The organism is Herbiconiux sp. (assembly GCF_004297105.1).
Classification (GTDB): domain Bacteria; phylum Actinomycetota; class Actinomycetes; order Actinomycetales; family Microbacteriaceae; genus Herbiconiux.
Genome location: NZ_SCVE01000012.1, coordinates 442,860 through 466,125 on the forward strand (window position 1 = coordinate 442,860; position 23,266 = coordinate 466,125).

General features: G+C 69.3%; 23 protein-coding genes and 2 tRNA genes. 12 read left to right on the forward strand and 13 right to left on the reverse strand.

The features are described from left to right. Positions 1–28 precede the first annotated feature (28 nt). The 4 genes from EPO52_RS08515 to EPO52_RS08530 are packed head-to-tail and all read left to right on the forward strand — an operon-like array spanning position 29 to position 5,781. A complete protein-coding gene (locus EPO52_RS08515; RefSeq protein ID WP_290804670.1) occupies positions 29–1,021 on the forward strand; it encodes a sugar ABC transporter permease in 993 nt (330 codons plus the stop codon). A 47-nt stretch (positions 1,022–1,068) separates the two neighbouring features. Then, positions 1,069–1,956, forward strand: coding sequence for a carbohydrate ABC transporter permease (locus EPO52_RS08520; protein ID WP_290806165.1), 888 nt, complete (start codon positions 1,069–1,071; stop codon positions 1,954–1,956). A 34-nt stretch (positions 1,957–1,990) separates the two neighbouring features. Further along, entirely contained in the window at positions 1,991–4,294 is a 2,304-nt protein-coding gene (yicI, locus tag EPO52_RS08525; protein ID WP_290804674.1) for an alpha-xylosidase, read from the forward strand. Next, positions 4,291–5,781: a GH1 family beta-glucosidase gene (locus EPO52_RS08530; RefSeq protein WP_290804677.1), complete on the forward strand. Its 1,491-nt coding sequence runs from the start codon at positions 4,291–4,293 to the stop codon at positions 5,779–5,781. Before yicI ends, EPO52_RS08530 begins: the two co-directional genes overlap by 4 nt. 13 nt (positions 5,782–5,794) lie before the next feature. On the opposite strand, the gene EPO52_RS08535 is transcribed toward EPO52_RS08530, so the two are convergent. Next, positions 5,795–7,270 (reverse strand): MFS transporter, encoded by a 1,476-nt coding sequence (locus EPO52_RS08535; protein ID WP_290804680.1) that lies wholly within the window; start codon positions 7,268–7,270, stop codon positions 5,795–5,797. A gap of 119 nt (positions 7,271–7,389) precedes the next feature. Between EPO52_RS08535 and EPO52_RS08540 the strand changes: the two genes are divergently transcribed. The 3 genes from EPO52_RS08540 (at position 7,390) to EPO52_RS08550 (ending at position 9,500) form a co-directional block, all read left to right on the forward strand. Next, the gene (locus EPO52_RS08540; protein ID WP_290804682.1) at positions 7,390–7,953 is read left to right on the forward strand and encodes a DUF3887 domain-containing protein; all 564 of its coding nucleotides are present in this window, start codon (positions 7,390–7,392) and stop codon (positions 7,951–7,953) included. Continuing rightward, entirely contained in the window at positions 7,950–8,630 is a 681-nt protein-coding gene (locus tag EPO52_RS08545) for a CPBP family glutamic-type intramembrane protease (protein ID WP_290804685.1), read from the forward strand. Before EPO52_RS08540 ends, EPO52_RS08545 begins: the two co-directional genes overlap by 4 nt. A 108-nt stretch (positions 8,631–8,738) precedes the next feature. Then, complete coding sequence (locus EPO52_RS08550) at positions 8,739–9,500, forward strand: alpha/beta hydrolase (protein WP_290804688.1); 762 nt, start codon at positions 8,739–8,741, stop codon at positions 9,498–9,500. 49 nt (positions 9,501–9,549) lie between these two features. On the opposite strand, the gene EPO52_RS08555 is transcribed toward EPO52_RS08550, so the two are convergent. The 9 genes from EPO52_RS08555 to serS form a co-directional block, all read right to left on the reverse strand. After that, positions 9,550–9,640, reverse strand: a tRNA-Ser gene (locus EPO52_RS08555). A gap of 19 nt (positions 9,641–9,659) precedes the next feature. Beyond that, complete coding sequence (locus EPO52_RS08560) at positions 9,660–10,403, reverse strand: alpha/beta family hydrolase (protein ID WP_290804718.1); 744 nt, start codon at positions 10,401–10,403, stop codon at positions 9,660–9,662. 13 nt (positions 10,404–10,416) lie between these two features. Continuing rightward, positions 10,417–11,631 carry an LCP family protein gene (locus tag EPO52_RS08565; RefSeq protein ID WP_290804721.1) on the reverse strand — a complete coding sequence of 405 codons (1,215 nt, stop codon included), beginning with the start codon at positions 11,629–11,631 and terminating at the stop codon, positions 10,417–10,419. Positions 11,632–11,710: 79 nt separating this feature from the next. Further along, entirely contained in the window at positions 11,711–13,030 is a 1,320-nt protein-coding gene (locus tag EPO52_RS08570) for an LCP family protein (protein ID WP_290804723.1), read from the reverse strand. A 188-nt stretch (positions 13,031–13,218) separates the two neighbouring features. Continuing rightward, on the reverse strand, positions 13,219–13,479 hold the full coding sequence (locus EPO52_RS08575) for a Txe/YoeB family addiction module toxin (RefSeq protein ID WP_290804725.1): 261 nt from the start codon (positions 13,477–13,479) through the stop codon (positions 13,219–13,221). Then, on the reverse strand, positions 13,476–13,727 hold the full coding sequence (locus tag EPO52_RS08580; protein ID WP_290804728.1) for a type II toxin-antitoxin system prevent-host-death family antitoxin: 252 nt from the start codon (positions 13,725–13,727) through the stop codon (positions 13,476–13,478). The genes EPO52_RS08575 and EPO52_RS08580 overlap by 4 nt, the downstream gene beginning before the upstream one ends. A 126-nt stretch (positions 13,728–13,853) precedes the next feature. Further along, positions 13,854–13,938: transfer RNA gene (locus EPO52_RS08585), tRNA-Ser, on the reverse strand. A 128-nt stretch (positions 13,939–14,066) separates the two neighbouring features. Then, positions 14,067–14,900, reverse strand: a complete 834-nt coding sequence (locus EPO52_RS08590) for an HAD-IIB family hydrolase (RefSeq protein ID WP_290804731.1) — start codon at positions 14,898–14,900, stop codon at positions 14,067–14,069. Next, on the reverse strand, positions 14,897–16,174 hold the full coding sequence (gene serS, locus EPO52_RS08595) for a serine--tRNA ligase (RefSeq protein ID WP_290804734.1): 1,278 nt from the start codon (positions 16,172–16,174) through the stop codon (positions 14,897–14,899). The genes EPO52_RS08590 and serS overlap by 4 nt, the downstream gene beginning before the upstream one ends. A gap of 82 nt (positions 16,175–16,256) precedes the next feature. Here serS and EPO52_RS08600 point away from each other — a divergent pair, with 82 nt between their 5' ends. Then, positions 16,257–17,336, forward strand: a complete 1,080-nt coding sequence (locus EPO52_RS08600; RefSeq protein ID WP_290804737.1) for a diacylglycerol kinase family protein — start codon at positions 16,257–16,259, stop codon at positions 17,334–17,336. Positions 17,337–17,436: 100 nt separating this feature from the next. Here EPO52_RS08600 and EPO52_RS08605 read toward each other — a convergent pair whose 3' ends face one another. Continuing rightward, positions 17,437–18,228 (reverse strand): LysR family transcriptional regulator substrate-binding protein, encoded by a 792-nt coding sequence (locus EPO52_RS08605; protein WP_290804740.1) that lies wholly within the window; start codon positions 18,226–18,228, stop codon positions 17,437–17,439. A 37-nt stretch (positions 18,229–18,265) separates the two neighbouring features. On the opposite strand from EPO52_RS08605, the gene EPO52_RS08610 reads away from it, so the two are divergent. Together EPO52_RS08610 and EPO52_RS08615 are read left to right on the forward strand one after the other, a co-directional pair. Further along, positions 18,266–18,661: a DUF5997 family protein gene (locus tag EPO52_RS08610; protein ID WP_290804743.1), complete on the forward strand. Its 396-nt coding sequence runs from the start codon at positions 18,266–18,268 to the stop codon at positions 18,659–18,661. Positions 18,662–18,731: 70 nt separating this feature from the next. Further along, the gene (locus EPO52_RS08615; protein WP_290804745.1) at positions 18,732–20,156 is read left to right on the forward strand and encodes a phosphotransferase; all 1,425 of its coding nucleotides are present in this window, start codon (positions 18,732–18,734) and stop codon (positions 20,154–20,156) included. A gap of 86 nt (positions 20,157–20,242) precedes the next feature. Here the strand turns inward: EPO52_RS08615 and EPO52_RS08620 are convergent, their stop codons facing one another. Further along, entirely contained in the window at positions 20,243–20,983 is a 741-nt protein-coding gene (locus EPO52_RS08620) for an NUDIX hydrolase (protein WP_290804748.1), read from the reverse strand. Between the two features lie 3 nt (positions 20,984–20,986). Beyond that, positions 20,987–21,919 carry a prephenate dehydratase gene (gene pheA, locus EPO52_RS08625; protein ID WP_290804751.1) on the reverse strand — a complete coding sequence of 311 codons (933 nt, stop codon included), beginning with the start codon at positions 21,917–21,919 and terminating at the stop codon, positions 20,987–20,989. A gap of 79 nt (positions 21,920–21,998) precedes the next feature. On the opposite strand from pheA, the gene EPO52_RS08630 reads away from it, so the two are divergent. Both EPO52_RS08630 and EPO52_RS08635 read left to right on the forward strand, forming a co-directional pair. Next, positions 21,999–23,042, forward strand: coding sequence for a diacylglycerol kinase family protein (locus EPO52_RS08630; RefSeq protein WP_290804754.1), 1,044 nt, complete (start codon positions 21,999–22,001; stop codon positions 23,040–23,042). Next, positions 23,039–23,206 carry a hypothetical protein gene (locus EPO52_RS08635; protein WP_290804757.1) on the forward strand — a complete coding sequence of 56 codons (168 nt, stop codon included), beginning with the start codon at positions 23,039–23,041 and terminating at the stop codon, positions 23,204–23,206. The genes EPO52_RS08630 and EPO52_RS08635 overlap by 4 nt, the downstream gene beginning before the upstream one ends. Positions 23,207–23,266: the final 60 nt, after the last annotated feature.

Here is a 23,266-nt window from a genome sequence, read left to right on the forward strand (position 1 = left end):
CCAGCAGGCCCAGACAAGAAGGCCCCTCATGGCAACCTCCGTGCCCTTCGTCCGCGCGGCGAAGCGCCCCGCCAAGGTCGCCCCGGCTCCGGATGAGCCTCTCATCCCGAGCCGGGGCGGCCGCGGCCGCGGCGCCTACTGGCTCTATCTCCTCCCCGGGTTCGTGCTCCTCACGGTCATCGTGCTCATCCCGCTCGGCTGGAACGTCTACCTGAGCTTCACCGAGTGGCGCGGCATCAAACCACCGGAGTTCATCGGCCTCGACAACTGGATCGAGTTGTTCGGCGACGCGGCCTTCTGGGCCTCGTTCCGCAACTCCATCGCGATGATCATCGCGATGGTGATCGTGCCGACCCTCCTCGGCCTGCTCCTGGCGGCCCTCCTGTTCGACCTGATCGGGCGCAAGTTCGGCGGCCGGCTGGCCAGCTTCCTGCGAGCCACCTACTACCTTCCGCAGATCCTCCCGGTGGCCGTCGCCGGCATCGTGATCGGCTGGATCCTCCGGCCGGGCGACGACGGCGCCCTCAACCAGATCCTCGAGTCGATCGGTCTCGGCACCCTGGCCCACAACTGGCTGGGCAGCCCCGACACGGCATTGGCGAGCATCATGCTGGTGATGGTCTGGGTGCAGATCGGCTACCCGATCGTGATCTTCATGGCCGCGCTGCAGCGGGTCGACCCCGAACTCTACGAGGCCGCCGAACTCGACGGCGCCAACTGGCTGCAGCGGTTCCGCTCGATCACGGTGAGCATCATCCGCCCCGAGATCTACGTGGTGGCCCTCACGTGCACCATCGCGGCGCTGAAGGTCTTCGGCCCCATCTACGTGCTGACCGGCGGCGGGCCGGGCACTTCCACCCTGGTGCCCGCGTACTACGCCTATAGCGAGTTCTTCCAGTCGCAGCAGGTGGGCTACGGCGCCACCATCGCCACGGCGCTCACCGTCATCATCGCGATCGTCGCCATCGCATTCATCCGCGCTCAACTACGCGGGGAAGAGAAGGAGAGGGCCGGCCTGTGACCGCCACCACCCCCATCAGCCGGTCGGCTCCGGATGCCGGAGAGCCCATGGCTCCCCCGCGCCCGCCCCGGGCATCCGCCGGTCTGCAGCGCCGGCGCAAGAACGGCAAACGGCCACGCACCGTCACCGACTGGGTGCTGCTGGCGGCGGCCATCGTGGTGGCCGTGCTGATCGCGTTCCCGTTCATCCTGATTCTGATCAACTCGTTCAAGTCGCCGCAGGACTACGCGGCCACCGGCCCGCTGCAGCTGCCGACGCAGCTCTACTTCGACGGCATCGTGCGGTTCTGGGAACGCGTCGACTTCCCCCAGAAGCTGTGGAACAGCATCTTCATCTCCGGGGTCGTCTCCGTGCTCGCGGTACTCATCTCGGTGCTGAACGCCTTCGCGATCGGCATCGGCCGCGTGCGTGCCCGCACGTCGATCATCGTGCTGTTCCTGCTCGCGAACCTGCTGCCGCAGGAGGCGCTGCTCTACCCGCTCTACTACATGTTCAAGCAGGTCGGCCTCTACGACAACGTGTGGAGCGTCATCATCATCTTCACCGTCATCCAGAGCGCGTTCGGCACCTATCTGCTCTCCAGCGTCTTCGGCACCTTCCCCAAGGAGGTGCTCGAGGCGGCCGCCCTCGATGGTGCCGGGCGCTGGAAGACACTGTGGCGGGTGATCGTGCCCATCTCCCGGCCCACGCTCTCGGTGCTGTTGATCTTCTTCTTCATCTGGACTTGGAACGAATTCCTCATCCCCCTGACGTTCCTGGTGTCGAACGACAACCAGACCGTGCCCGTGGCCATCAGCGTGCTGCAGGGAGACCGGCTGATGGACGTCACCACCACGAGCGCCTCGGCACTCCTCGGCCTCATCCCGACCCTGGTGTTCTTCCTCATCTTCCAGCGCACCCTCACCCGTGGCATCACCGCCGGCGCGGTGAAGTGACGACTGCCGACCACGACCGATACGAAGGAAATCAATGAAGTTCACCGACGGCTTCTGGCACGTCCGACCCGGAGTCTCCGCCGTCTACGCCCAGGAGGCCTACGACATCGAGGAGCGCGACAACAGCCTCGTCGTGTCCGCCCCCACGAAGCGCATCGAATCGCGCGGAGATGTGCTCAATCGGCCGCTGCTGACCGTGACCCTCTCGTCGCCGCTCGAGGGCGTGGTGCGGGTGCGGATCGAGCACTTCCAGGGCACCCGGCCCTCGCCCGGCTTCGAACTCGTGGGCGCAGAGAGCGGGGTCGGCACGGCCCGCCTCGACGGCGACGCCGGCACTCTCACCACGGGGTCGCTCACCGCCCGCATCGCGAAAGGGGCGCCCTGGGCTCTGAGCTTCCACTCCACGACCGCCGACGGCGTGACCCGGCCCCTCACCGCGAGCGGCCACAAATCGGTGGGCTACATCACGCTCGCGCCCGGCGCGCCGGTCGCCGCGGAGCCTGCCGGCATCGCGGGCGTCACCACCACGGGACTGGCATCATCCGCCCACTACGTGCACGAGCAGCTCGACCTGGGTGTGGGCGAGACGATCTACGGACTCGGCGAGCGCTTCGGCCCGGTGGTGAAGAACGGTCAGACCATCGACTCGTGGAACGCCGACGGCGGCACCTCGAGCGAGCAGTCCTACAAGAACGTGCCGTTCTACCTCTCGTCCGAGGGGTACGGCGTGCTGGTCAACCACCCCGAGCACGTCTCGTTCGAGGTGGGATCCGAGGCGGTCGAGCGGGTGCAGTTCTCGACCGCGGGCGAGGCCCTGGAGTACTTCGTGATCGACGGGCCCACACCGAAGGACGTGCTGTCGCGCTACACCGCACTGACCGGCCGTCCGGCACGCGTGCCCGCCTGGTCGTACGGCCTGTGGCTCTCGACCTCGTTCACCACCGACTACGACGAGGCCACCGTCATGAGCTTCATCGACGGCATGCAGGAGCGGGAGCTGCCGATGTCGGTCTTCCACTTCGACTGCTTCTGGATGCGCGAGTTCAACTGGACCGACTTCGACTGGGACGCCCGTACCTTCCCCGACCCGGAGGGCATGCTCGCCCGCGTGCACGAGCGCTCGCTGCGGGTGTCGGCCTGGCTGAACCCCTACATCGCCCAGCGCTCGCCCCTGTTCGCCGAGGGCGCGGCCGCCGGCTACCTGGTGAAGCGGCCCGACGGCACGGTCTGGCAGTGGGACTTCTGGCAGGCCGGAATGGGCCTCGTCGACTTCACCAATCCCGAGGCGCGCAGCTGGTTCCAGGAGAAGGTGCGCACCCTGGCGCGACAGGGGGTCGACGCCGTCAAGACCGACTTCGGCGAGCGCGTACCGCTCGACGTGGTGTGGCACGACGGCTCGTCGCCCGAGACCATGCACAACCTTTACACCCAGCTCTACAACGAGGCCGTGTTCGAGGTGCTCGAAGAGGAGAACGGGGTGGGCTCCGCGGTGCTGTTCGCCCGATCGGCCACGGCCGGCGGCCAGCGGATGCCCGTGCACTGGGGTGGCGACAACTCCTCGTCGTTCGTGTCGATGGCCGAGACGCTGCGCGGCGGGCTCTCGCTCGCGCTGAGCGGGTTCGGCTTCTGGAGCCACGACATCGGCGGCTTCGAGGGAACCCCCGATCCGGAGGTGTTCAAGCGCTGGGTGGCGTTCGGGCTGCTCTCGTCGCACTCACGTCTGCACGGCTCCACGAGCTACCGGGTGCCGTGGGCCTTCGACGAGGAGGCCGTGGAGGTGACCCGACGGTTCGCCACCCTGAAGCTGTCGCTCATGCCCTACCTCTACTCCGTGGGGCTCGAAGCCCACTCGACGGGTGTGCCGTTCATGCGGCCGATGCTCCTGGAGTTCCCGGCCGACCCCGCTGTGCGCTACCTCGACCGGCAGTACATGCTGGGGTCGTCGTTGCTCGTGGCTCCGGTGTTCTCCGCGTCGGGGCAGGTCGAGTACTACCTGCCCGCCGGCACGTGGACCCAGCTCCTGACCGGCGAGACCGTGGTACTGCCCGTGGGTACCTGGCGGCGCGAGACGCACGATGTCTTCAGTCTCCCGGTCTGGGTGCGGGGCGGATCGGTGCTGCCGATGACGTCGCGGGTCGACCGGCCCGATCACGACTACTTCGACTCGCTGTCGTTCGTGACCTACCCGGGCGGCGGCGGGCCGTCGTCGGTGACGGTCACCTCGCCCTCCGACGGGCGCACCGTGGTGTTCGACATCACGCGCACAGGTGACGGCTCGGTCGCGGTGACGACGGATGCCGCCGACCTCGAGTTCGCGGTGCGGGAGGCCGGCGCATGAGCGCGACGCACGACTCCGGTGACCCCACGACGGGGCGGGACGACTACCGAGACACGGGACTGACCTTTCCACCCGGGTTCGTGATCGGTTCGGCCACCGCGTCGTACCAGATCGAGGGAGCCTTCGACGAGGACGGTCGCGGGCCGTCGATCTGGGACACCTTCAGTCACACCCCGGGAAAGGTCTGGAACGGCGACACCGGTGACGTGGCCGACGACCATTACCACCGGTGGGAGGCCGACCTCGACCTGATGCAGGAGCTGGGACTCGAGTCGTACCGGTTCTCGATCGCCTGGCCGCGCATCCAGCCCACCGGCCGGGGACCAGCCCTGCCCGAGGGGATCGCGTTCTACTCGCGCCTCGTCGACGGCCTGATCGCCCGCGGCATCACGCCGATCGCCACGCTCTACCACTGGGATCTGCCGCAGGCGCTCGAGGACGAGGGCGGCTGGACCGCCCGGTCGACGGCGCTGGCCTTCGCCGAGTACGCCCGCATCATGGGAGAAGCGCTCGGCGACCGCATCGCGGTGTGGACGACCCTGAACGAGCCCTGGTGCTCGGCCTACCTGGGGTACGGGTCGGGGGCGCACGCTCCCGGGGTGACCTCACCCGAGGCGGCGCTGAAGGCGGTGCACCATCTCAACCTGGCGCACGGCCTGGCGATCGAGGCGCTGCGCCCGGTCGTGTCGAACGCACCGCAGTACTCCATCACCCTCAACCTGCACGTGCTGCGGGCCGAGGCCGGATCGGGCGCGTCGGGGGCCGACGCGGTGCGCCGGATCGACGCCATCGCCAACCGGGCGTTCACGGGGCCGCTGCTGCACGGCGCGTACCCTGCCGACCTGTTCGAGGACACCGCATCCGTCACCGATTGGTCGTTCGTGCAGGCCGGCGACCTCGAGGTGATCCGCCAGCCGATCGATGTGCTGGGCGTGAACTACTACGCCACCACCGTCGTGCGGCACTGGGACGGGGTGTCGCCGCGGCTGATGGCCGACGGACACAAGGATGTCGGCGGGTCGCCGTGGCCGGGTGCCGACGACGTCGAGTTCCTGCCGCAGGAGGGGCCGTATACCTCGATGGGCTGGAACATCGATCCGTCGGGGTTGCTCGAGCTGCTGCTGGCCCTGCACGAAGAATTCCCCTCGCAGCCGCTGATGATCACGGAGAACGGGGCCGCGTTCGAGGATGTCGTGACCCTCGACGGTGCCGACGGAGCTCCGCGTGTGCACGATCGACTCCGCGTGGACTACCTGCAGCGGCACTTCACGGCCGCGCACCGGGCGCTCGCCCAGGGAGTCGACCTGCGCGGCTATCAGGTGTGGAGCCTGCTCGACAACTTCGAGTGGGGCTACGGCTACTCCAAGCGCTTCGGCATCATCCGGGTCGACTACGACACGCAGGATCGCATCGTGAAGGACAGCGCCCTGTGGCTGCGCCGGCTCATCGCAGGGCGGAGCATCCCGCCCACGGACGGGTTCGCCTGACGTGATTCGGTGTCTAGAGGGCGCCGCGACCTGATCGGGCTCGGAGCATCCCGAACAGCACGAGGACGGCGGCCAGGGCGGTGACGGCGAATCCCGCGACCGTGACTCCGGTCTGGAAGCTGGCGGCCTGGTCGGCACTCCAGGCGGACGACGAGATGTCGCCCGTGAAGAGCGCGGCGAGGATGGTGCCGGTGACGGCGATCCCGACTCCCGTGGCGACCTGACTCGAGGTGTCGACCAGGGCGGCACCGATGGTGGTGCGGTTCTCGGGCAGCCCCGTCATGACGTTGGTGCCGGCGACGACGCCGACGATCCGCATCCCTGCAGCCACGAGGACGAGGGCGAACGCGATCCAGACGTACCCGAAGCGGCTCCCCACGGCGAAGACGGCGAGGCCGAGCACAACCGCCGCCGCGCTCATCCAGGCGGCACGATTCATCCCCACCACGCGCAGGAACGGACCCACGAGACGGCCGCCGAACAACAGCACGATGACCTGAGGGAGCATTCCGATCGATGCCAGCGCGGGCGGCCATCCCCACGCGAACTGCAGTTGCAGGGTGACCATGTAGCCGAGGCCCGCGATCGCGAGACCGGAAGCGGCCTTGTAGGCGAGGCCGCTCGAGACGAGGGGAAGCGCCACGAGTTCGAGGTCCAGGAGCGGGTAGCGCGCGGTGCGTTCGCGGACGACGAAGAGGGCGGCCGCCCCCACGGCGCCGGCACTCGCAGCCCAGGGAGTCCAGGACCCGATTCCTTCGTCGACGAACAGGGTCGGAGCCACGAGCGTCAGAACGATGGTGGCCGTGCCGAGGAGCGCCCCTGGAACGTCGAGGGGGTCGCGATGCAGCTCCTCGGGGAGGTCGTTCGCGACGCCCACGCGGATGCCGATGAAGGCGAGGATCGCGATGGGCACGTTGATGAGGAGCAGCACCTGCCACGGTGCGAACGCGAGGATGAAGCCGCCCACCGTCGGTCCGACGGCCAACCCCACGAGGCCCACCGTGGAGATGAGCGTGAGCGCCCGAACGCGCAGGGACTCCTCATCGAAGAGCCGGAAGGCCAGCGCCAGGGAGCCGGGGGTGGTCATCGCGGCGGCGATGCCCACCACGGCGCGCACGGCGATGAGCTGCTCGGGTGTGGTGACGAGAGCCGTGGAGGCGCTGGCGAGGGCGAGCAGTGTGAGGCCCACCAGCATCACGCGGCGCCGACCGAACCGGTCTGCGATCGCGCTGAACAGCAGCATGAGTCCACCGAAGACGACCGCGTAGGCACCCGTGACCCACTGCAACTCCGTGGTCGAGGCGTCGAGTTCACGCCCGATCGTGGGGAGCGCGACGTTGAGGATCGAGTTGTCGAGCATCTCGAGCAGGAACACCGCCGAGAGGCCGGCGAGGGCCACCCCCGCGGCTTTCAGCGTCTGCGGACGGTGCCGCGCTCGAGAGGTCTGCGCCTCATCGGTTCTGCGTGCTCGCTCGTTGTTCAGGCCCATGCCACGTCCTCCATCTAGGGAGAAGTGGCTGCTCGGTGAGCGGCGTGTGAACGGGGCTGACGGCCCACGCTTTTACTTCCGGTGCCATCAGCATACCGCCTGGGCACACAGCGCTCCTCATGGCCGCCGACGAGGAGTCGGGGATGCTGACCCAGGGCGACGACTCCTCCAGCGCGATCGGACATGCGCTCAGAATCCAGGCGGCCGCAGATGATGTCGTACGCGCTGTGGTGCAGCAGGCGCGAGAGCGCGGCGTGACGTGGCAGACGATCGGCGACGCCTTGGGCGTGAGCCGTCAGGCCGCATTCCAGCGCTACGGCAAGCCGATCGACCCACGAACAGGAGAACCCATGAACACCACACCCCTTGCCGGCGCCACCGAGCTGGCCCGCACGATCGTCGACGATCTCGCGGCAGGGCGCTGGCAAGCCATCACCGAACAGTTCGATCCGATGATGCGCAACTCACTCTCCGAGGAGGCGCTGGCCGCCGCGTGGGCACAGATCGTGGGAACCTCTGGCGCGTTCGAAGGGCAGGGCGAACCCGTGGTGACGCGAGCCGGCGACCTGACGATCACCAACACGCCGCTCTCGATGGAGGCGGGCGACTACACGGCCCGCATCGCGTTCCGCGACGACCGCACCATCGCAGGCCTCCACATCCTCACGGAGCCGGCGCCATGACCATCGAGACCACGGTGGCGAACAGCGGCACGGATGCGCGCACCCCGGCCCGCGTGAGCCGGCGCGACATCCGCTCTATCGCCGCGTACGTGGCGATCGCGTTCGGCCTCGCCTGGCTTCTCGCGGTCCCCCTCTGGCTCGGCGACGGACTCGCCAGTCCGCTCTTCCCCCTCATCGCCGTGGCCACCATGGCGACTCCCGCCGCCGCTGCCCTGATCGTGGTGTTCGTCGTCGACCGGCCGACGCAGAGGGCACGAACCCTCGGGTTGTGGCCGTTGAAGCCGGTGCGACGGCTGATCGGATTCGCCGCCCTGGGCATCTTCGTTCCTCTCGCGCTCGTTCTCGTCGCCCTGCCGGTGGGGGCACTGTTCGGCGTGTACCCCGCCGACTTCGTGAACTTCTCGGGGTTCGACGAGTACGTCAACGAGCAGGCGCGCGCTGCCGGAGTGGGCGAGGTGCCCATCCCTGTCGGAGCGCTCGTCGCCATCCAGCTCGTCATCCTGCCCTCCGCGGCGTTCATCAACCTGATTCCAGCGCTCGGAGAAGAACTCGGCTGGCGGGGCTGGCTGCTGCCGAAACTCCTCCCGCTCGGAGCTGTGCCCGCCATCGTGATCTCGACACCACGCAGGCGACCGTACTCGGCTGGAGTGGATGGATCGTGCCGATCGCACTCGTGACCGAGCTCGTCGCCACCGGCCGATTCCAGCGCCCGGGCCCGCCGCGACCACAATCGGGATTGCAGCCTCCCTTCCGAAGGAAGGGTGACCTGAGCGAAAGGCACGACCATGCACGTCACGTCTGAACGGAACCTCGACACCCGCGTCACCGAGCGCGAATTCACCATCGGCGACATCTCCGGCATCCTGTGGACGCCACCGGCCGCATCCCCGGCCACCCCGGTCCCCCTCATCCTGATGGGACAACCGGGCGGGATGGGGATGAGACGGATGTATCCCCGCCTCGCCGTGCGTGCACGCAGCGCCAGTGCGCAGGGGTTCGCGGCGGTCTCCATCGAGATGCCCGGAGCAGGTGGCCGAACACCACTCCCCGGTGCAGAGCAGGCCCGATCGGACCTCGCCCGTGCGATCTCCGCGGGAGAACAGCCGGATGACGACGTCATCGACCGGTTGATCCTCCCGCTCGTCGACCAGGCCGCGCCCGAGTGGCAGACCACGCTCGACGAGGTACTCGCCCGTCCTGAGATCGGCGAGCGGGTCGGATTCTCCGGTGGGGTGATCGCGATCGGAGTGCGTCTGGCCGCAATCGAACCCCGGATCGTCGCGGCCGGCCTGTTCGCCGGCAGTTACGTGCCGCGCGCGACCAGGGAGGAGGCGCGGCAGGTGACGATCCCGCTGCACGTCCTCCTGCAATGGGATGACGAGGGAAACGACCGCGCGATGGCGCTCGATCTGTTCGACGCCTTCGGATCGACGGAGAAGACCCTCTACGCCAGTCTGGGTGGCCACACGGGCGTTCCGCCGCACGCCGGCGACGATGCGGACCGCTTCTTCGCCCGCCATCTCTCGATGGGCCGAGGTTCGCGCTAGCGCTGTTCAGCGGGCGGCGACGGTGCGTCTGCCCGAGGGAGGACCTGTGCGGAGACGGTGGGATTTGAACCCACGGAACCCAATAAAGGGTTCTCCACCTTAGCAGGGTGGTGCACTAGGCCGAACTATGCGACGTCTCCTTGGCTTTCGCCTCCGCCATCATAACCGAGGCGCTGCGGTCTTGCTGACAAAGGCTGCGGCCTCCGCGGCCGCCGTCGACAGATGCTCGTCGTGGGTGAAGCCCGAGAGCTTCACGCGGGGCTTGAACTCGTGCTCGCCGTCCTCGAGCCAGGAGACTCGGATGCCCGTGGCGAGCGGATAACCGGGCACCTGCTCCCGGGTACCGAACGGGTCACGCGTGCCCTGCAGGATGAGGGCCGGCGTGCGCAGCGACTCGAGGTGCGCAGTGCGGAGCTTCTCGGGGGCGCCCGGCGGATGGAAGGGGTAGCCGAAGCACACCAGCGCACTCACCGCGCCGGCGTCGAAGAGCTCATCGGTGACCATGCTGGCGACCCGGCCCCCCATCGATTTGCCCCCGATCGCGACGGGAGGGGCATCCGCACCGGTCACCTGGCGCGACGCACCGGTGTCGAGCGCTGCGACCGGGCTCGTCGGCGCGACCTCCCCCTCCGCGGCGAGAGCAGCGCGCACCGCCGCCACCGCCGTGCGGTACTCGCCGAGAAGCGTCTCCGCGCGAGGCGGCGGCTTGCGCGCGCCCGACCGGCGGGCCGCCATGTACGCGAACTCGAAACGGGCTGTGCGGATGCCCCGCTCCCCGAGCAGCTCGCACATCCGGTTCATCCACACCGAGTCCATCGCCGCTCCCGCACCGTGGACGAGAACCAGGACGGGAGCTCCGGAGGGCCCGGCCCAGAGCAGATCAGGCGACGACGACGCGGTCACGAGCATCCGCTCCTCAGTCGTTGCCGACCGAGCAGGTGTAGTCGGCCGCGGTCTGCCCTTTCACGGTCGACGGCAGCACGGTCGCTCCGGCGGCGTTGACCTCACCCGGGGCCACCTCGACCGGGGCGGCAGCATCCGTCGCCGTCGGATCGGCGGGCGCACTCGGATCGGCCGGAGCCGGAGTCGCGGTGGCCGACGGCGAACTCGTCACCGGGGCATTCGGATCGACCACCGACGCGATCCCGCCGGGTGCCGCCACGGCCACCGGCTGATCCGCCTGGATCGCCGCGAACAGGATGTCGGCCGACTCGGTATCGGGCGCCACCTTGCCCGCGGGCACCCAACTGGCCGAGTAGGAGGGATACGCAACGAACGTGACCTTCGACAGGTCCATGCCCTTCAGCGAGAGCGCGATCGACACCATGGTGTCGGGCGACGCCAGCCGCTGCGAGAGCGTCATGTTGCTGGCCGCCGCCTTCGCGAGTCCATAGAGCTTGCCGAAGTCGGTGAGCGTGGAGTCGCTCTTGATGGTTCGCACCAGCGACGAGAGGAAGACCTGCTGCGACGAGATGCGACCGATGTCGCTGCCGTCGCCGACGCCGTGCCGGGTGCGCAGGAAGCCGAGCGCATCCGCCCCGGAGAGCACGTGGGTGCCGGTGGCCATGTGGATGCCCGTGTACTCGTCGTCGATGGGATCGGTGACGCAGACGGGCACTCCACCCACCGCGTTCGACATCTCGATCACGCCGTTGAACTGGATCTCCGCCGCGAACGGGATGCTGAGCCCCGACAGGCTCTCGACCGTCAACACGGTGCAGGCGAGCCCGCCCTGCGAGAGCGACTCGTTGATCGGGGCCGTGTAGCCGCCGCCGTCGGGACAGTCCGGGATGTCGACCACGAGGTCACGCGGAAAGCTCACCACGGTGGCGCTCGAGTGGTCCTGCCCGATGTGCAACAGCATCGTCACGTCATTGAGGGCACCGCCCTCGTCGTCACCGTAGGCGTCGCCCTGGCCGGCGCGGGAGTCGCTGCCGACCAGCAGCAGGTTCACGCCGCCGTCGATCGCCGAGATCTCGGGCGGAGGTGCCGCCCCCGCGGCCTGGGCCACTGCAGCCTCGTCATCGGAGGCGAGGGTGACCGTGGTGATGGAGCTCGTGACGTCCCAGGCGGCGTAGGCCGCGATCGAGACGCCGCTCACGAGCACGACGGCGAGCGAGGCGAGGAGCACGGTGGCGACCGCACGGATCGGATGAGAGGACTTCTGCCGCCCATGGCGCGCGACAGTGGTCGAGTCGTCGATCCTCCGGCTAATAGTCGTTCCCCTTCGAGCAGGTGTACTCGGCTGCGGTTTGCCCCGTGATCGATTGTGGCAGGGCGGTGGCCGTCGTGGCGGCATTCGCGCTCGTGTCCGCGGCCCCAGTACTGGGGTCGGCGGGGGTTGCGGGAGCCGCCGCGGACGCATCCGCCGCATCCGCCGCCGTGGAATCCGCAGGAGCCGCCGTCGCCGGCGCGTTCGGGTCGACCACGGCACCCACACCGGTGTTGGCCGGATCGGCCGTGATCACGGGCTGGTCGGCGGCGATCGCGGCGAAGAGCACGTCGGCGTCATCCGTCAGCGGCTGCACCTTGCCGGCATAGACGCCCTCGCCGCCGGTGGTGCCCGGATAGGCCACGAACGTGACCTTGTCGAGGTCGATGTCCTTCAACGCGAGGGCGATGGAGACGAGGGTGTCGGGCGAGGCGAGGCTCTGCGAGAGCACCATGTTCGACGCAGCCGCACGGGCGATGCCGTAGAGCTTGCCGAAGTCGGAGAGTGTGGCGCTCGACTTCATCGTGCGCACGAGAGACGAGAGGAAGACCTGCTGCGAGGAGATGCGACCGAGGTCGCTGCCGTCGCCGACGCCGTGGCGGGTACGGAGGAACGCCAGCGCATCCGCCCCCTGCAGCGTGTGGGTGCCGGGCTCGAGTGAGAGACCGGTGTACTCGTCGCTGATCGGGTCGACCACGCAGACGGGCACACCGCCCACGGCGTTCGACATCTCGATCACACCGTTGAACTGCACCTCGGCGGCGAACGGGATGCTGAGCCCCGTGAGCGCCTCGACCGTGAGCACGGTGCAGGGCAGGCCGCCGTAGGAGAGGGTGACGTTGATGGGCTGGGCGCTCATCGCGTCGAAGCTGCCGCCGTCGGGATCGGGACAGGAGGGGATGGGCACCACCATGTCGCGGGGGAAGCTCACCACCGTCGCGCTCGAGTGGTCCTGCGCGATGTGCAGCAGCATCGTCACGTCGTTGAGGTTGCCCTCGGTCTCGCCGTAGGCGTCGCCCTGGCCCTGACGGGAGTCGCTGCCCACGAGGAGGAGGTTCACGCCGCCGTCGATGGCCGAGATCTGGGGCAGCTCACCCACGGTCTCGCCGGCGAGGGCGACCGTCTGCACGTCGCTCGTGACGCTCCAGGTGGCGAACCCGGCGAAGGCGGCCCCGGAGACGCCGACGACCGCGGCGGCGACGAGCGCGAAGCGCGCCACGAGGGCAAGGGGCCTCGGGCTCTTCTGCCGACCGTGTCGGGCGATCGGGTGGGTCATGGGCAGGCGTTCTTCGGGGTCGGGAGCAAACGGACCTTCCATGATGACGTATGAAACTGAGAGTCCCAAACGCAAGGGGGTTGACGGTGGTCCCTGGCCATCGGGCGCCCCAGCCGCGCACCGGCCACCGCGAACGAGCTCGCCGAGCCATTCGCCATCTCGGTGCAGGTGGCGTCGGCGGCCCCGCTACTTCACGTGGGGCAGCGGATCGCCACACCGTGGTCACGCCGTCAGGTGCCGTAGTGGTAGCGGCAGCCGGCGATGCGGATCTCGTCGGCCTCCACCTTGTAGACCAGGCGGTGCTCATCGGTGATGCGCCGCGACCAATAGCCGTGGAAGCCGTGCTTGAGACGTTCGGGCTTGCCGATCCCCTCATTGCCATTGCGGGCGATGTCACGGAGGAGCCTGTTGATGCGCTCGAGCACTTTACGATCCTGGGTCTGCCACCACTCGTAGTCGGCCCAGGATGCCTCATCCCAGACGTACTTCATTCCGCGAGGTCGCGCACGACACCTTTTCCGGATTCGAGGCGATCGATGGACCCGAGCAGACGGCGGGCGTTCTCGGGGTTACGGAGCAAGTAGGCGGTCTCTTTGAGTGATTCGTATTCGTCGAGCGACACGATCACGACGGGCTCGTGTCCGGCACGCGTGATGACCACCTCTTCACGGTCGTCGACGACAGCGGAGAGCGTCTCGGCGTAGTGCGCCCGAGACTCCGAATACGACATGGTCTTCATGCGACCCTCCTTGTACGCAATAGTGTACGCCTCAGGTGCTGGGTTGTGGAGATTATTGACTTGCGCCGCGCGATCGGGCCCTCGTTCGCGCGGGAAGGCACGATCGACCTCGATGAAAGAGCAGGGCGGAGGGCGCGAGATTCGAACTCGCGAGACATTTCTGCCCACCAGTTTTCAAGACTGGCTCCATCGGCCGCTCGGACAGCCCTCCCGGTCGCCGCGCAAGGCGACGGCCACGCACGAGTTTACAGGGCCGACATCCGGCGCGCCGTCTGTGACGACTCGCGCCCGGCATGAGCCGCGCGAACCGTCAGGAACGGCGCGGGCGCCGCGGGCGGGTCAGAGAGTGGCGAGCACCGCGGCGACGCCGTCGTCGGCGATCGACGCCGTGACCTCCGTGGCCTCGGCGATCACGTCGGACGGCGCCTGCGCCATCGCCACCGCACGCCCCTCGGCGCCCGCCCAGCGGAACATGTCGATGTCGTTGCGGCCGTCGCCCACCGCCATCACGCGCGTGCGCGGAATGCCGAGAGAGGCCCGCACCCGCTCGAGCCCCGTGGCCTTGTTCACGCCGTCGGGCGCGATGTCGAGCCACGCCGTCCAGCCGATCGAGTACGAGACGCGGTGCAGGCCCATGCGCTCCACCACCGCGAGGAAGTCCTCCATGTCGTGGTCGGGCGACACCACGACCACGCGCGTCGCATCCGTCTCCAGCAGTTCGTCGAAGGTGACCTTGCGACTCGACTCCCCCAGCACCGAGTCGGGGAACGACTCCGTGTAGAGGAACCGCCCCTCGGTGTCCTCCACCGCGTACACGGCCCCGGCCAGGTGCGAGCGGATGCGCTTCAGCACCTCCGCGGGATTGAACGTCTCGATGTGGTCGTGCCGGTAGCCGAGCGGCGCCGACTCATCGCGCACGAGCGTGATGGCCCCGTTCGCGCACACCACGAATTGCGGTGCGATGCCGAGCAGCTGCAGCACGGGGAGCGTGTGCACCACCGAACGACCCGTGGCCAGCATCACCTCGTTGCCGTCGGCCACGGCACGCCGCACCTCGGCGCCCACGATGTCGCTCAGCGAGCCGTCGTCGTGCAGCAGCGTTCCGTCGATGTCGAGCGCGACGAGCCAGGGCTCCGCGGCAGGCGACGAACCGGATGCCTCGACCGTGCTCACGGCGCCTCGATCAGCTCGAGGCCGCCCAGGTAGGGCCGCAGCACCTCGGGGATCACCACCGTGCCATCCGCCTGCTGATGCGTCTCGAGCAGCGCCACGATCCATCGCGTGGTGGCGAGGGTGCCGTTCAGCGTGGCGACCGGCGCCGTCTTGCCCGACTCGGTGCGGTAGCGGGTGTCGAGCCGTCGCGCCTGGTAGGTGGTGCAGTTCGAGGTGGAGGTGAGCTCGCGGTAGGTCTGCTGCGACGGCACCCACGCCTCGGTGTCGAACTTGCGCGCGGCACTCGAACCGAGGTCGCCCGCGGCGACGTCGATCACGCGGTAGGTGAGGCCGAGGTCGGTGAGCATGCCCTCCTGGTACGACAGCAGTGCCGCGTGCTCCTTCTCGGCGTTCTCGGGCAGCACGTAGCTGAACATCTCCAGCTTGTTGAACTGGTGCACGCGCAGGATGCCGCGGGTGTCTTTTCCGTGCGAGCCGGCTTCGCGGCGGTAGCACGTCGACCATCCGGCGTAACGCAGCCCCGGGGCATCCGGTGCCGTGGGGTCGAGCTCGAGGATCTCGCCCATGTGGTAGCCGGCGAGCGCCACCTCGCTGGTGCCGGTGAGGAAGAGGTCGTCGGCCGGCAGGTAGTACACCTCGTCGGCGTGCTCGCCGAGGAAGCCGGTGCCGTCCATGGTCTCGGGGCGCACCAGCGTGGGCGTGATGAGCGGAGTGAAGCCCGCGGCGAGCGCGCGGTCGAGTGCCAGGTTCATGAGCGCCAGCTCGAGCCGCGCCCCCATGCCGGTGAGGAAGTAGAAACGCGCCCCCGACACCTTGGCGCCGCGCGCGAGGTCGAACATCTTGAGCGATTCGCCGAGCTCGACGTGATCGCGCGGTTCGAAGTCGAAGACGGGCTTCGTGCCCACCTCACGCAGCGTGACGAAGTTCTCCTCGCCACCCTCGGGAACGCCGTCGATGACGATGTTCTGGATCTGCCGGGCGGTCTCGGTGAACGCGTTCTCCGCATCCGTCGCCCGCTGGCTGGCGGCCTTGACCCGGCCGGCGAGTTCCTGGGCCTGGGCGACGAGGGCCTTCTTCTCGTCTTTCGGCGCGGCGGCCACCTGCTTGCCGAACACGTTCTGCTCGGCTCGCAGGTTCTCGAACTCCAGGATGGCGGCCCGCCGCTCGGTGTCGGCCGCGAGAGCCACATCGACGAGTTCGACGGACGAGCCCCGTGCTCGCTGCGACTTCTTGACCAGGTCGGGCGATTCACGGAGGAGCACTGGATCGATCACGGCATCCATCCTAGCTTCGACTCCCGGACCGATCGGCGGAATACCGGGGCTGGCGGCTTCGCGGAGAAGGTACGGTGAGAGCGTGGCAGACGAGGCGGCGCAGGGGGCGGTGCCGGGCACCGGCACGGGTGGCTCGGGCGATCCTCGACGCGCCGCGGTGGTGGTGAACCCGATCAAGGTCGACGTCGCGAAGCTGCGCGCGATCGTGGGTGCCGCCGAGGCCGCGGCCGGGTGGCAGCCGAGTCTCTGGTACGAGACCACGGTGGAGGACTCGGGTGCCGGCGTCACCGCGCGGGCGATCGCGGATGGCGCCGGGGTCGTGATGGCGGCGGGCGGAGACGGCACCGTGCGCTCGGTGGCGGAGGGCCTGCGCGGCACGGGCATCCCGATCGGTCTGCTTCCCGTGGGCACGGGCAACCTGCTGGCCCGCAACCTCGCCCTCAATCTCACCAATGTCGACCAGGCCGTGGCCACGGCGTTCAGCGGGCACGACCGCGCGATCGACCTCGGGATCACCCGGGTCACGCGCGAGAACGGCGCAGAAGAAGAGGAGCGCGTCTTCCTCGTGATGGCCGGCCTCGGTCTCGACGCCAAGATGATCGCGAAGACCAACAAGACCCTGAAGAAGCGGGTGGGCTGGCTCGCCTACGTCGACGGGATCGGCCGCGCACTCCCCGAGCTGAAGCCCGTGAAGCTGCGGTTCCGGGTCGACGACGGTGCGTGGAAGGCGACGAGTGCGCACACGGTGATCGTGGGCAACTGCGGGCTGCTGCCCGGCGGGCTGCTGCTGATCCCGGATGCGAAGCCCGACGACGGCCTGCTCGACATCGTCGCGTTACGTCCCGAGGGCCCGTTCGGCTGGCTCAAGGTGTGGAACAAGCTCGCGTTCGAGAACGGCGTGCTGCGGCGCTCGGCTGCGGGCCGCAAGATCATCGACCTCAACCACGACGTGCGCTCCGTGACGTACTCCACGGGGCGCGACTTCCGGCTCACGCTCGAGCGCGAGCAGGAGATCCAGCTCGACGGCGACGAGTGGGGCATGGCCACGGCCGTGCACACGTGGGTGGATGCGGGCGCGCTCCTCGTGCGCATGCCCGCGCCCGCAGCATCCGTTCCCTCCACGAGCCCCCTCGACCCCTCCACGAGCGCCCTCGACGCCTGACCCTCTCCGCCCCCTCCCGCGCTCACCACCTCGGGCGGGGTCGCAGGATTTGTCGCTGGAAGCGCGATTTCACGACAAATCGTGCGACCCCGCGAGCGGCTCAGCGGGAGCGGCGGCCCTTCGAGGTGGGGCGGGTGCGGCCCGGCTGGGTGGGCTTCTTCTTGGTGCCGCCCTTGGCGGCTTTCGCCGCTCGGGCTTCGGCCGCCTTGGCCTTCGCCACGGCGGTGGGCTTGAGCTTCTTGGCGGCCTCGATGGCCTCGACGGTCTCCACGCCGCGGGTGCTGTTCGCGGTGCGGCCGCGCACGATGCCGATGAACTCGTCGACGAGCGTCCAGGCCTCCGGATGCCCGGCCTGCACGTCAGCGGGCCACACGAGCGCGACGCGCTGCTCGTACGCCTCCGCGCCCTCGCCCACCAGATCGCGCGACACCACGTCACGGCGGCCATAGAGCCGCGCCACCGCCTTGGGCACGATCGCGAACCCGACGCCCGCGCTCACCAGCTCGAAGGCATCCGCGCCCCCGGTGGCCCCGGACGCCACTTCGAGCAGCCGGATGCCCGGCCGCCCCGCGGCCTCATCGATGCGCCCCAGTTCGGCGAGTTCGGCCAGGGAGATCTGCTCGACCAGGCTCACCTCGTGGTCTTTCGGCACCACCACGACCGGCTGCTCGGTGTAGAGCGGGATGGAGCGGAAGTCGTCGGCCGGCGCGGGGAGCCGCACGAGGGCGACATCCGCCGCATCCGTGCGCAGGAGTTCGACGGCATCGCCGGTGGCGGTGGGCAGTGATTCGAGGGGCATCGGCTCGAGGGGAACGGAGGGCTGCCGCTCGTTCCAGAGCCCGAACCATTTGGCCGGATTCACACCGGGCGCGAAGGCCACTCGAAACGCCATGCTGCTCCCCTGTTCGTTGAAAGGATACGCTGTGCGGATGAGCCCCGAGAAGACACCGCAGACCATGAAGGCCGCCACGGCCGCGAAGAAACTCGGCATCTACCTGCCCGCCGCGCCCGCGGAGTTCCAGGAGGGGCCGGTCACCCGGGCCACCCTGAACCAGCTGCTCGAATCGCCGCCGGAGTGGCTCGTGCACCTGCGCCTGCACGGCCCGCACCCCCGCGAGGTGATGGCCCGCAAGCTCGGGGTGTCGATCTCGGGCCTCGCCCGCGCCGGGGTGACGGATGCGCTCACCACCGAGGAGATCACCGCCCTGCTGAAGGCGCCGCCGGAGTGGCTCGTGGTGGAGCGCAAGACCCAGGCCGACGTGCGCGCGGAGAACCGCCGCGTCAAAGACATCAAGCTCGGCAAGGCCGCGCTGAGCGACGACTGACCGCCCGACCCAGGCAATACCCAGGGAGCCCGGTCTGGCGGGTCGCTGGCCCGCGGCGTAGGGTCCGAGCATGAGCGTAGCCGCGGTTGGATTCCCCCTGACCCGCGAGGTCAGGCCCGCACTCGCCGAGTGGATGGCGCATCAGCGCTGGTTCCAGGCCTCCTCCGCCGAGCCGGTTCTCACCCGCGTCGGCATGTGGTCGCTCGTCGACCACCGCCACCAGGTGGGCATCGAGACGCACCTGATCCTCGATGAATCGGTCACGCCTCCGGTGCTCTACCAGGTGCCCTTGACCTTCCGCGGTGCCGCCCTGCTCGGCGGCGACCGCGCCCTGATCGAGAAGGTCAGCACCGACGGCAAGAACGTCTACGTCTACGACGCACCCCACGATCCCGCCTTCACCCGTGCGCTCCTCGGCCTCATGCTGGACGACGAGTCCGAGGTCGGCGATGCCTTCGACGACACGGAGGCCCGGGGGCACCACGCGCTCACCAGCGCGGACGTGCGGGTCACCGACTCCCACGTGCTCCGCGGCGAGCAGTCGAACACCTCGATCATCTACGACCTCGTGCATCCGAACGGCAAGCCCGCGCAACCCGTGATCTGCAAGGTGTTCCGCGCCCTCTCCGACGGGCCGAACCCCGATGTCGTGGTGCAGTCCGCGCTCTCGGATGCGGGCTCCCGACTCGTCCCGCGCGCGATCGGCAACGTGACGGGCGGCTGGCCCGACCCGCGGCAGGGCTCGGGGCGGGCATCCGGTCACCTGGCCTTCGCGCAGGAGTTCATCCCCGAGGTCGAGGACGCCTGGCGGGTCGCCCTGCGCTCCGCCGAGGCGGGGGAGCCGTTCGAGGTGCTCGCGTCGGCGCTCGGCGAGGCCACGGCGCAGGTGCACTCGGAACTCTCGCGGCTGTTCCCGGTGCAGGAGCCCGAGGCGGCCGAGATCGCCGCGATCCTCGCGAGCATGCGGGAGAGAGCGCGACAGGCCACTCTCGACGTCCCCGCTCTGGCAGAGGAGCTGGAGGCCGTCGAAGCCGTCTTCCAGCTCGCCGAGCAGGCCGACTGGCCCGCCTTCCAGCGCATCCACGGCGACTACCACCTCGGTCAGGTGCTGGCGGTGCCGGGCCGCGGATGGGTGCTCCTCGACTTCGAGGGTGAGCCCCTCCGCCCACTCGCCGAACGCAGCCTGCCCGACGTCACCCTGCGCGACGTGGCCGGCATGCTCCGCTCCTTCGACTACGTGGCCGGCACCTTCACGGGGTCGGCGCCCGAGGTGGCCGCCGCGGCGAGCGCCTGGGCGCACACCGCGCGCGAGGCCTTCCTCGAGGGCTACAGCACCCGATCCGGCTTCCCGCTGCGCGATCAGCGGGCCCTGCTCGACGCCTTCGAGCTCGACAAAGCCCTCTACGAGGTGAGCTACGAGGCGCGCAATCGCCCCGACTGGGTGGCCATCCCCACGAACGCCATCCGCCACCTGGCCCACCGCCCTCGCGCCTGACCCCCGTTCCACGGGGTCGCAGCATTTGTCGCCGATCACGCATTTGCGCGACAGATTCTGCGACCCCGCGACGGAATGCGATGCGGTCAGGGGGCCGGGTACTCAGTGAACGGATAGTCGGCCTCGACGGGGATGAGGCTCCAGCGGACGCCGTTGCGGCGCTCGATACGGGGTTCGACCACGAAGCGCGGGCGGGCTCGTGCGGCTGCCAGAGCCTCCTTCGGGCTCGAGCTCTCCGTCAGGCGCAGCAGGTTCATGAGTGTGGGGAACATCACGTTCGCACCCGGCTCACCGGCGAGCACGCGCGCCGCGAGCTCGCCCGGCCGCACCCAGTCGAGACCCACGATCTCGCCGCCATCCGCGCTCGCCGACTGGCCCGCGGGAGCAGCCGCGAGGAAGAACCGGGTGTCGAACCGCTTGGGCCGGTCGATCGGTGTCACCCAGTGGCCGAACGGCACGATGCCGTCGAAATCGATCACCCCGCCCGAGGCGCGCACCACCTCGAGGAAGGGAGTGCGGGCATCCGGCGCCTCGGCGAGCTCGGACGCACCCGTCACCAGCAGCACGCCCGTCTCCTCGAAGCACTCCCGCACCGCGGCGATCCGCCACGCGCGTTCGGATGCGTCAGACGCCACCGCCCCGCGCAGCAGCGGATGCCACGCCTCGTCGGCATCGGATGACTCGAGCACGCCCCCGGGGAACACAATCGCCGAGGGGAATGTGCCTCGCGCGTTGCGCTGCACCATGAGCACCTCGAAGGGGTCGTCGCGCACGAGCACGACCGTCGCCGCGGCCCGCGGAACGGCGGGCTCGGCGAGCTCGCTCACCGGTCAGACCTCGGGCTCTCCCGAGAGGAGGCCGCGCAGCCAGTCGCGTGCTTCGATGAACACGTCGTCGTCGTAGCGCGAGACGTATTCGACCGGGGCCCGATCGGCCCGGGGATACGAACCCAGGAAGATGACCTTCGGGCTGAACCGGCGCACGCCGAGCAGGGCATCCGCCACCCGCTCGTCGGTGATGTGCCCATCGGCGTCGATCACGAAGCGGTAGCGGCCGAGGGCGTCGCCGATCGGGCGCGATTCGAGCAGCGAGAGGTTCACGCCCCGGGTCGAGAACTGCTCGAGCAGTTCGAGCAGGGCGCCGGAGCGGTCTTCGGGCAGCTCGGCGATGATGCTCGTCTTGTCGGCCCCGGTGGGCGCGGGGATGGCGGCCTTGCGCGACACGAGCACGAAGCGGGTGACGGCGTTCGTGTTGTCGGCGATGTTCTCGGCCAGCACCTCGAGCGGGTGGTGCTGCACGATCTGCGGGGGCGCGACGGCCGCATCCGCGAGGTCGTTCTCGAACAGCGAGAGGGCGGCGGCCACGTTCGAGGTGGCCGGGATGTGCCCGTGGGTCGGCAGGTGGGCGTCGAGCCAGTTGCGGGTCTGCGCGTAGGCCACCGGATGCGCGTTCACGACCCGCACGTCATCCATCGTCGTTCCCGGCCGGGCCACGAGCACGAACTGCACCCGCACGAGGTACTCGCCGATGATGCGCAGGTTCGGGATGTTGGCCAGCGCGTCCTGGGTGGCGGAGACGCCGCCCTCGATCGAGTTCTCGATGGCGATCATGGCGGCGGTCGAACGCCCCTGCACCACGTCGTCGAGCGCCTCGCCCACGTTGTTGACGGAGCGCCACTCCTTGCCCTGTGCTTCGGGCACCTGGGCGAGCGCGGCTTCGGTGAAGGTACCCGAGGGGCCCAGGTAGCTGTACGTCTCCGACATGCCACTGAGCTTATCGAGGTGCTTCCGGTGCAGTGATCTCCGTGGGACTCCTGCCAGGGCGAGTTGATATCGTAGCCGGGTGCGCGAAGGGTCTGACCGGGTTGTGCCTGCTCGACGAGCGGCCGTCGTCTTCAATCCCGCGAAGGTCGACGTGCCGACACTCCGACAGGTCGTGAACGACGAGGAGTCGGCCTCCGGCTGGAGGCCATCCGCGTGGTTCGAGACCAGCGCCGACGATGACGGCCGGTCGGCGGCCGATGCGGCTGCCCGGTCGGGCGCCGACGTGATCCTGGTCGCCGGTGGCGACGGCACCCTCCGCGCTGCGGCAGAGGCCCTGGCCGGCAGCGGAATCCCTTTGGGGCTGCTGCCGACCGGAACGGCGAACCTGTTCGCGCGCGAGCTCGGGCTGCCGTTGAACGGACTGGCCGCGTCGGTCGCCACCGCATTCTCCGGGGCGGATCGACCGATCGACGTGGGAGTGGCACTGCTCCAGCGCGCCGGCGGCGAGGAGTCGCGCCACGCCTTCCTGGTCATGGCCGGCATCGGGGTCGACGCCCACATGGCGGCTCACACCAATGAGCGACTGAAGAAGCGCATCGGCTGGCTGGCGTACTCCGACCCGATCGCGCGCAGCGTTCTGGGCAACAAGCAGTTCGACATGGTCTACCGGCTCGACGATGCAGCCGAGGTGAGCACCCGCGCCCACACCGTGATCGTCGGCAATTCGGGCAGCCTCCCGGCGGGGCTCCTCCTCCTTCCCGATGCCGTCGTCGATGACGGGTTGCTGGACGCGGTGGTGTTCCGACCCGGCCGAGGACCGGGTTGGACGAACATCGGCTACCGGCTCACCTTCAATCGGGTTCTGCACCGCACCCGCTTCGGCCGGCTGATCGCCCGGCTCACACCGCGGCCCCGGGCCATCCAGTGGGCCCAGGCCACCCGACTCCAGGTGCGCCTGGACACGCCGCAGGAGATCCAGCTCGACGGCGATCCGCAGGGACTCGTGACCGGCGCGACCCTGTCCGTCCAGCACCACGCCCTGACGATCCGCGTGCCCCACACCGCTAGGCTCGACGAGCGACACCCTCCGAGAACCGCGCATCGTGAAAGGACCGTCCCGTGACCGTCATCGTCATCCTCCTCGTCGTCTGGGCCATCCTCACCGTCGTCGGTTTCGCCCTGCAGGGCCTGCTCTGGCTGGGGATCATCGGCATAATCCTCTTCATCGGAACCCTCGTGTTCGGTCTCGTGCGCCGGAGCGTCGGCAAGAAGAAGCGCCAGGTCTGAAACCTGCGATCCGCCTTCTGTGTGGCGGTCGCTCGTGTCACCGGAGGCCGGAGGTGCCAG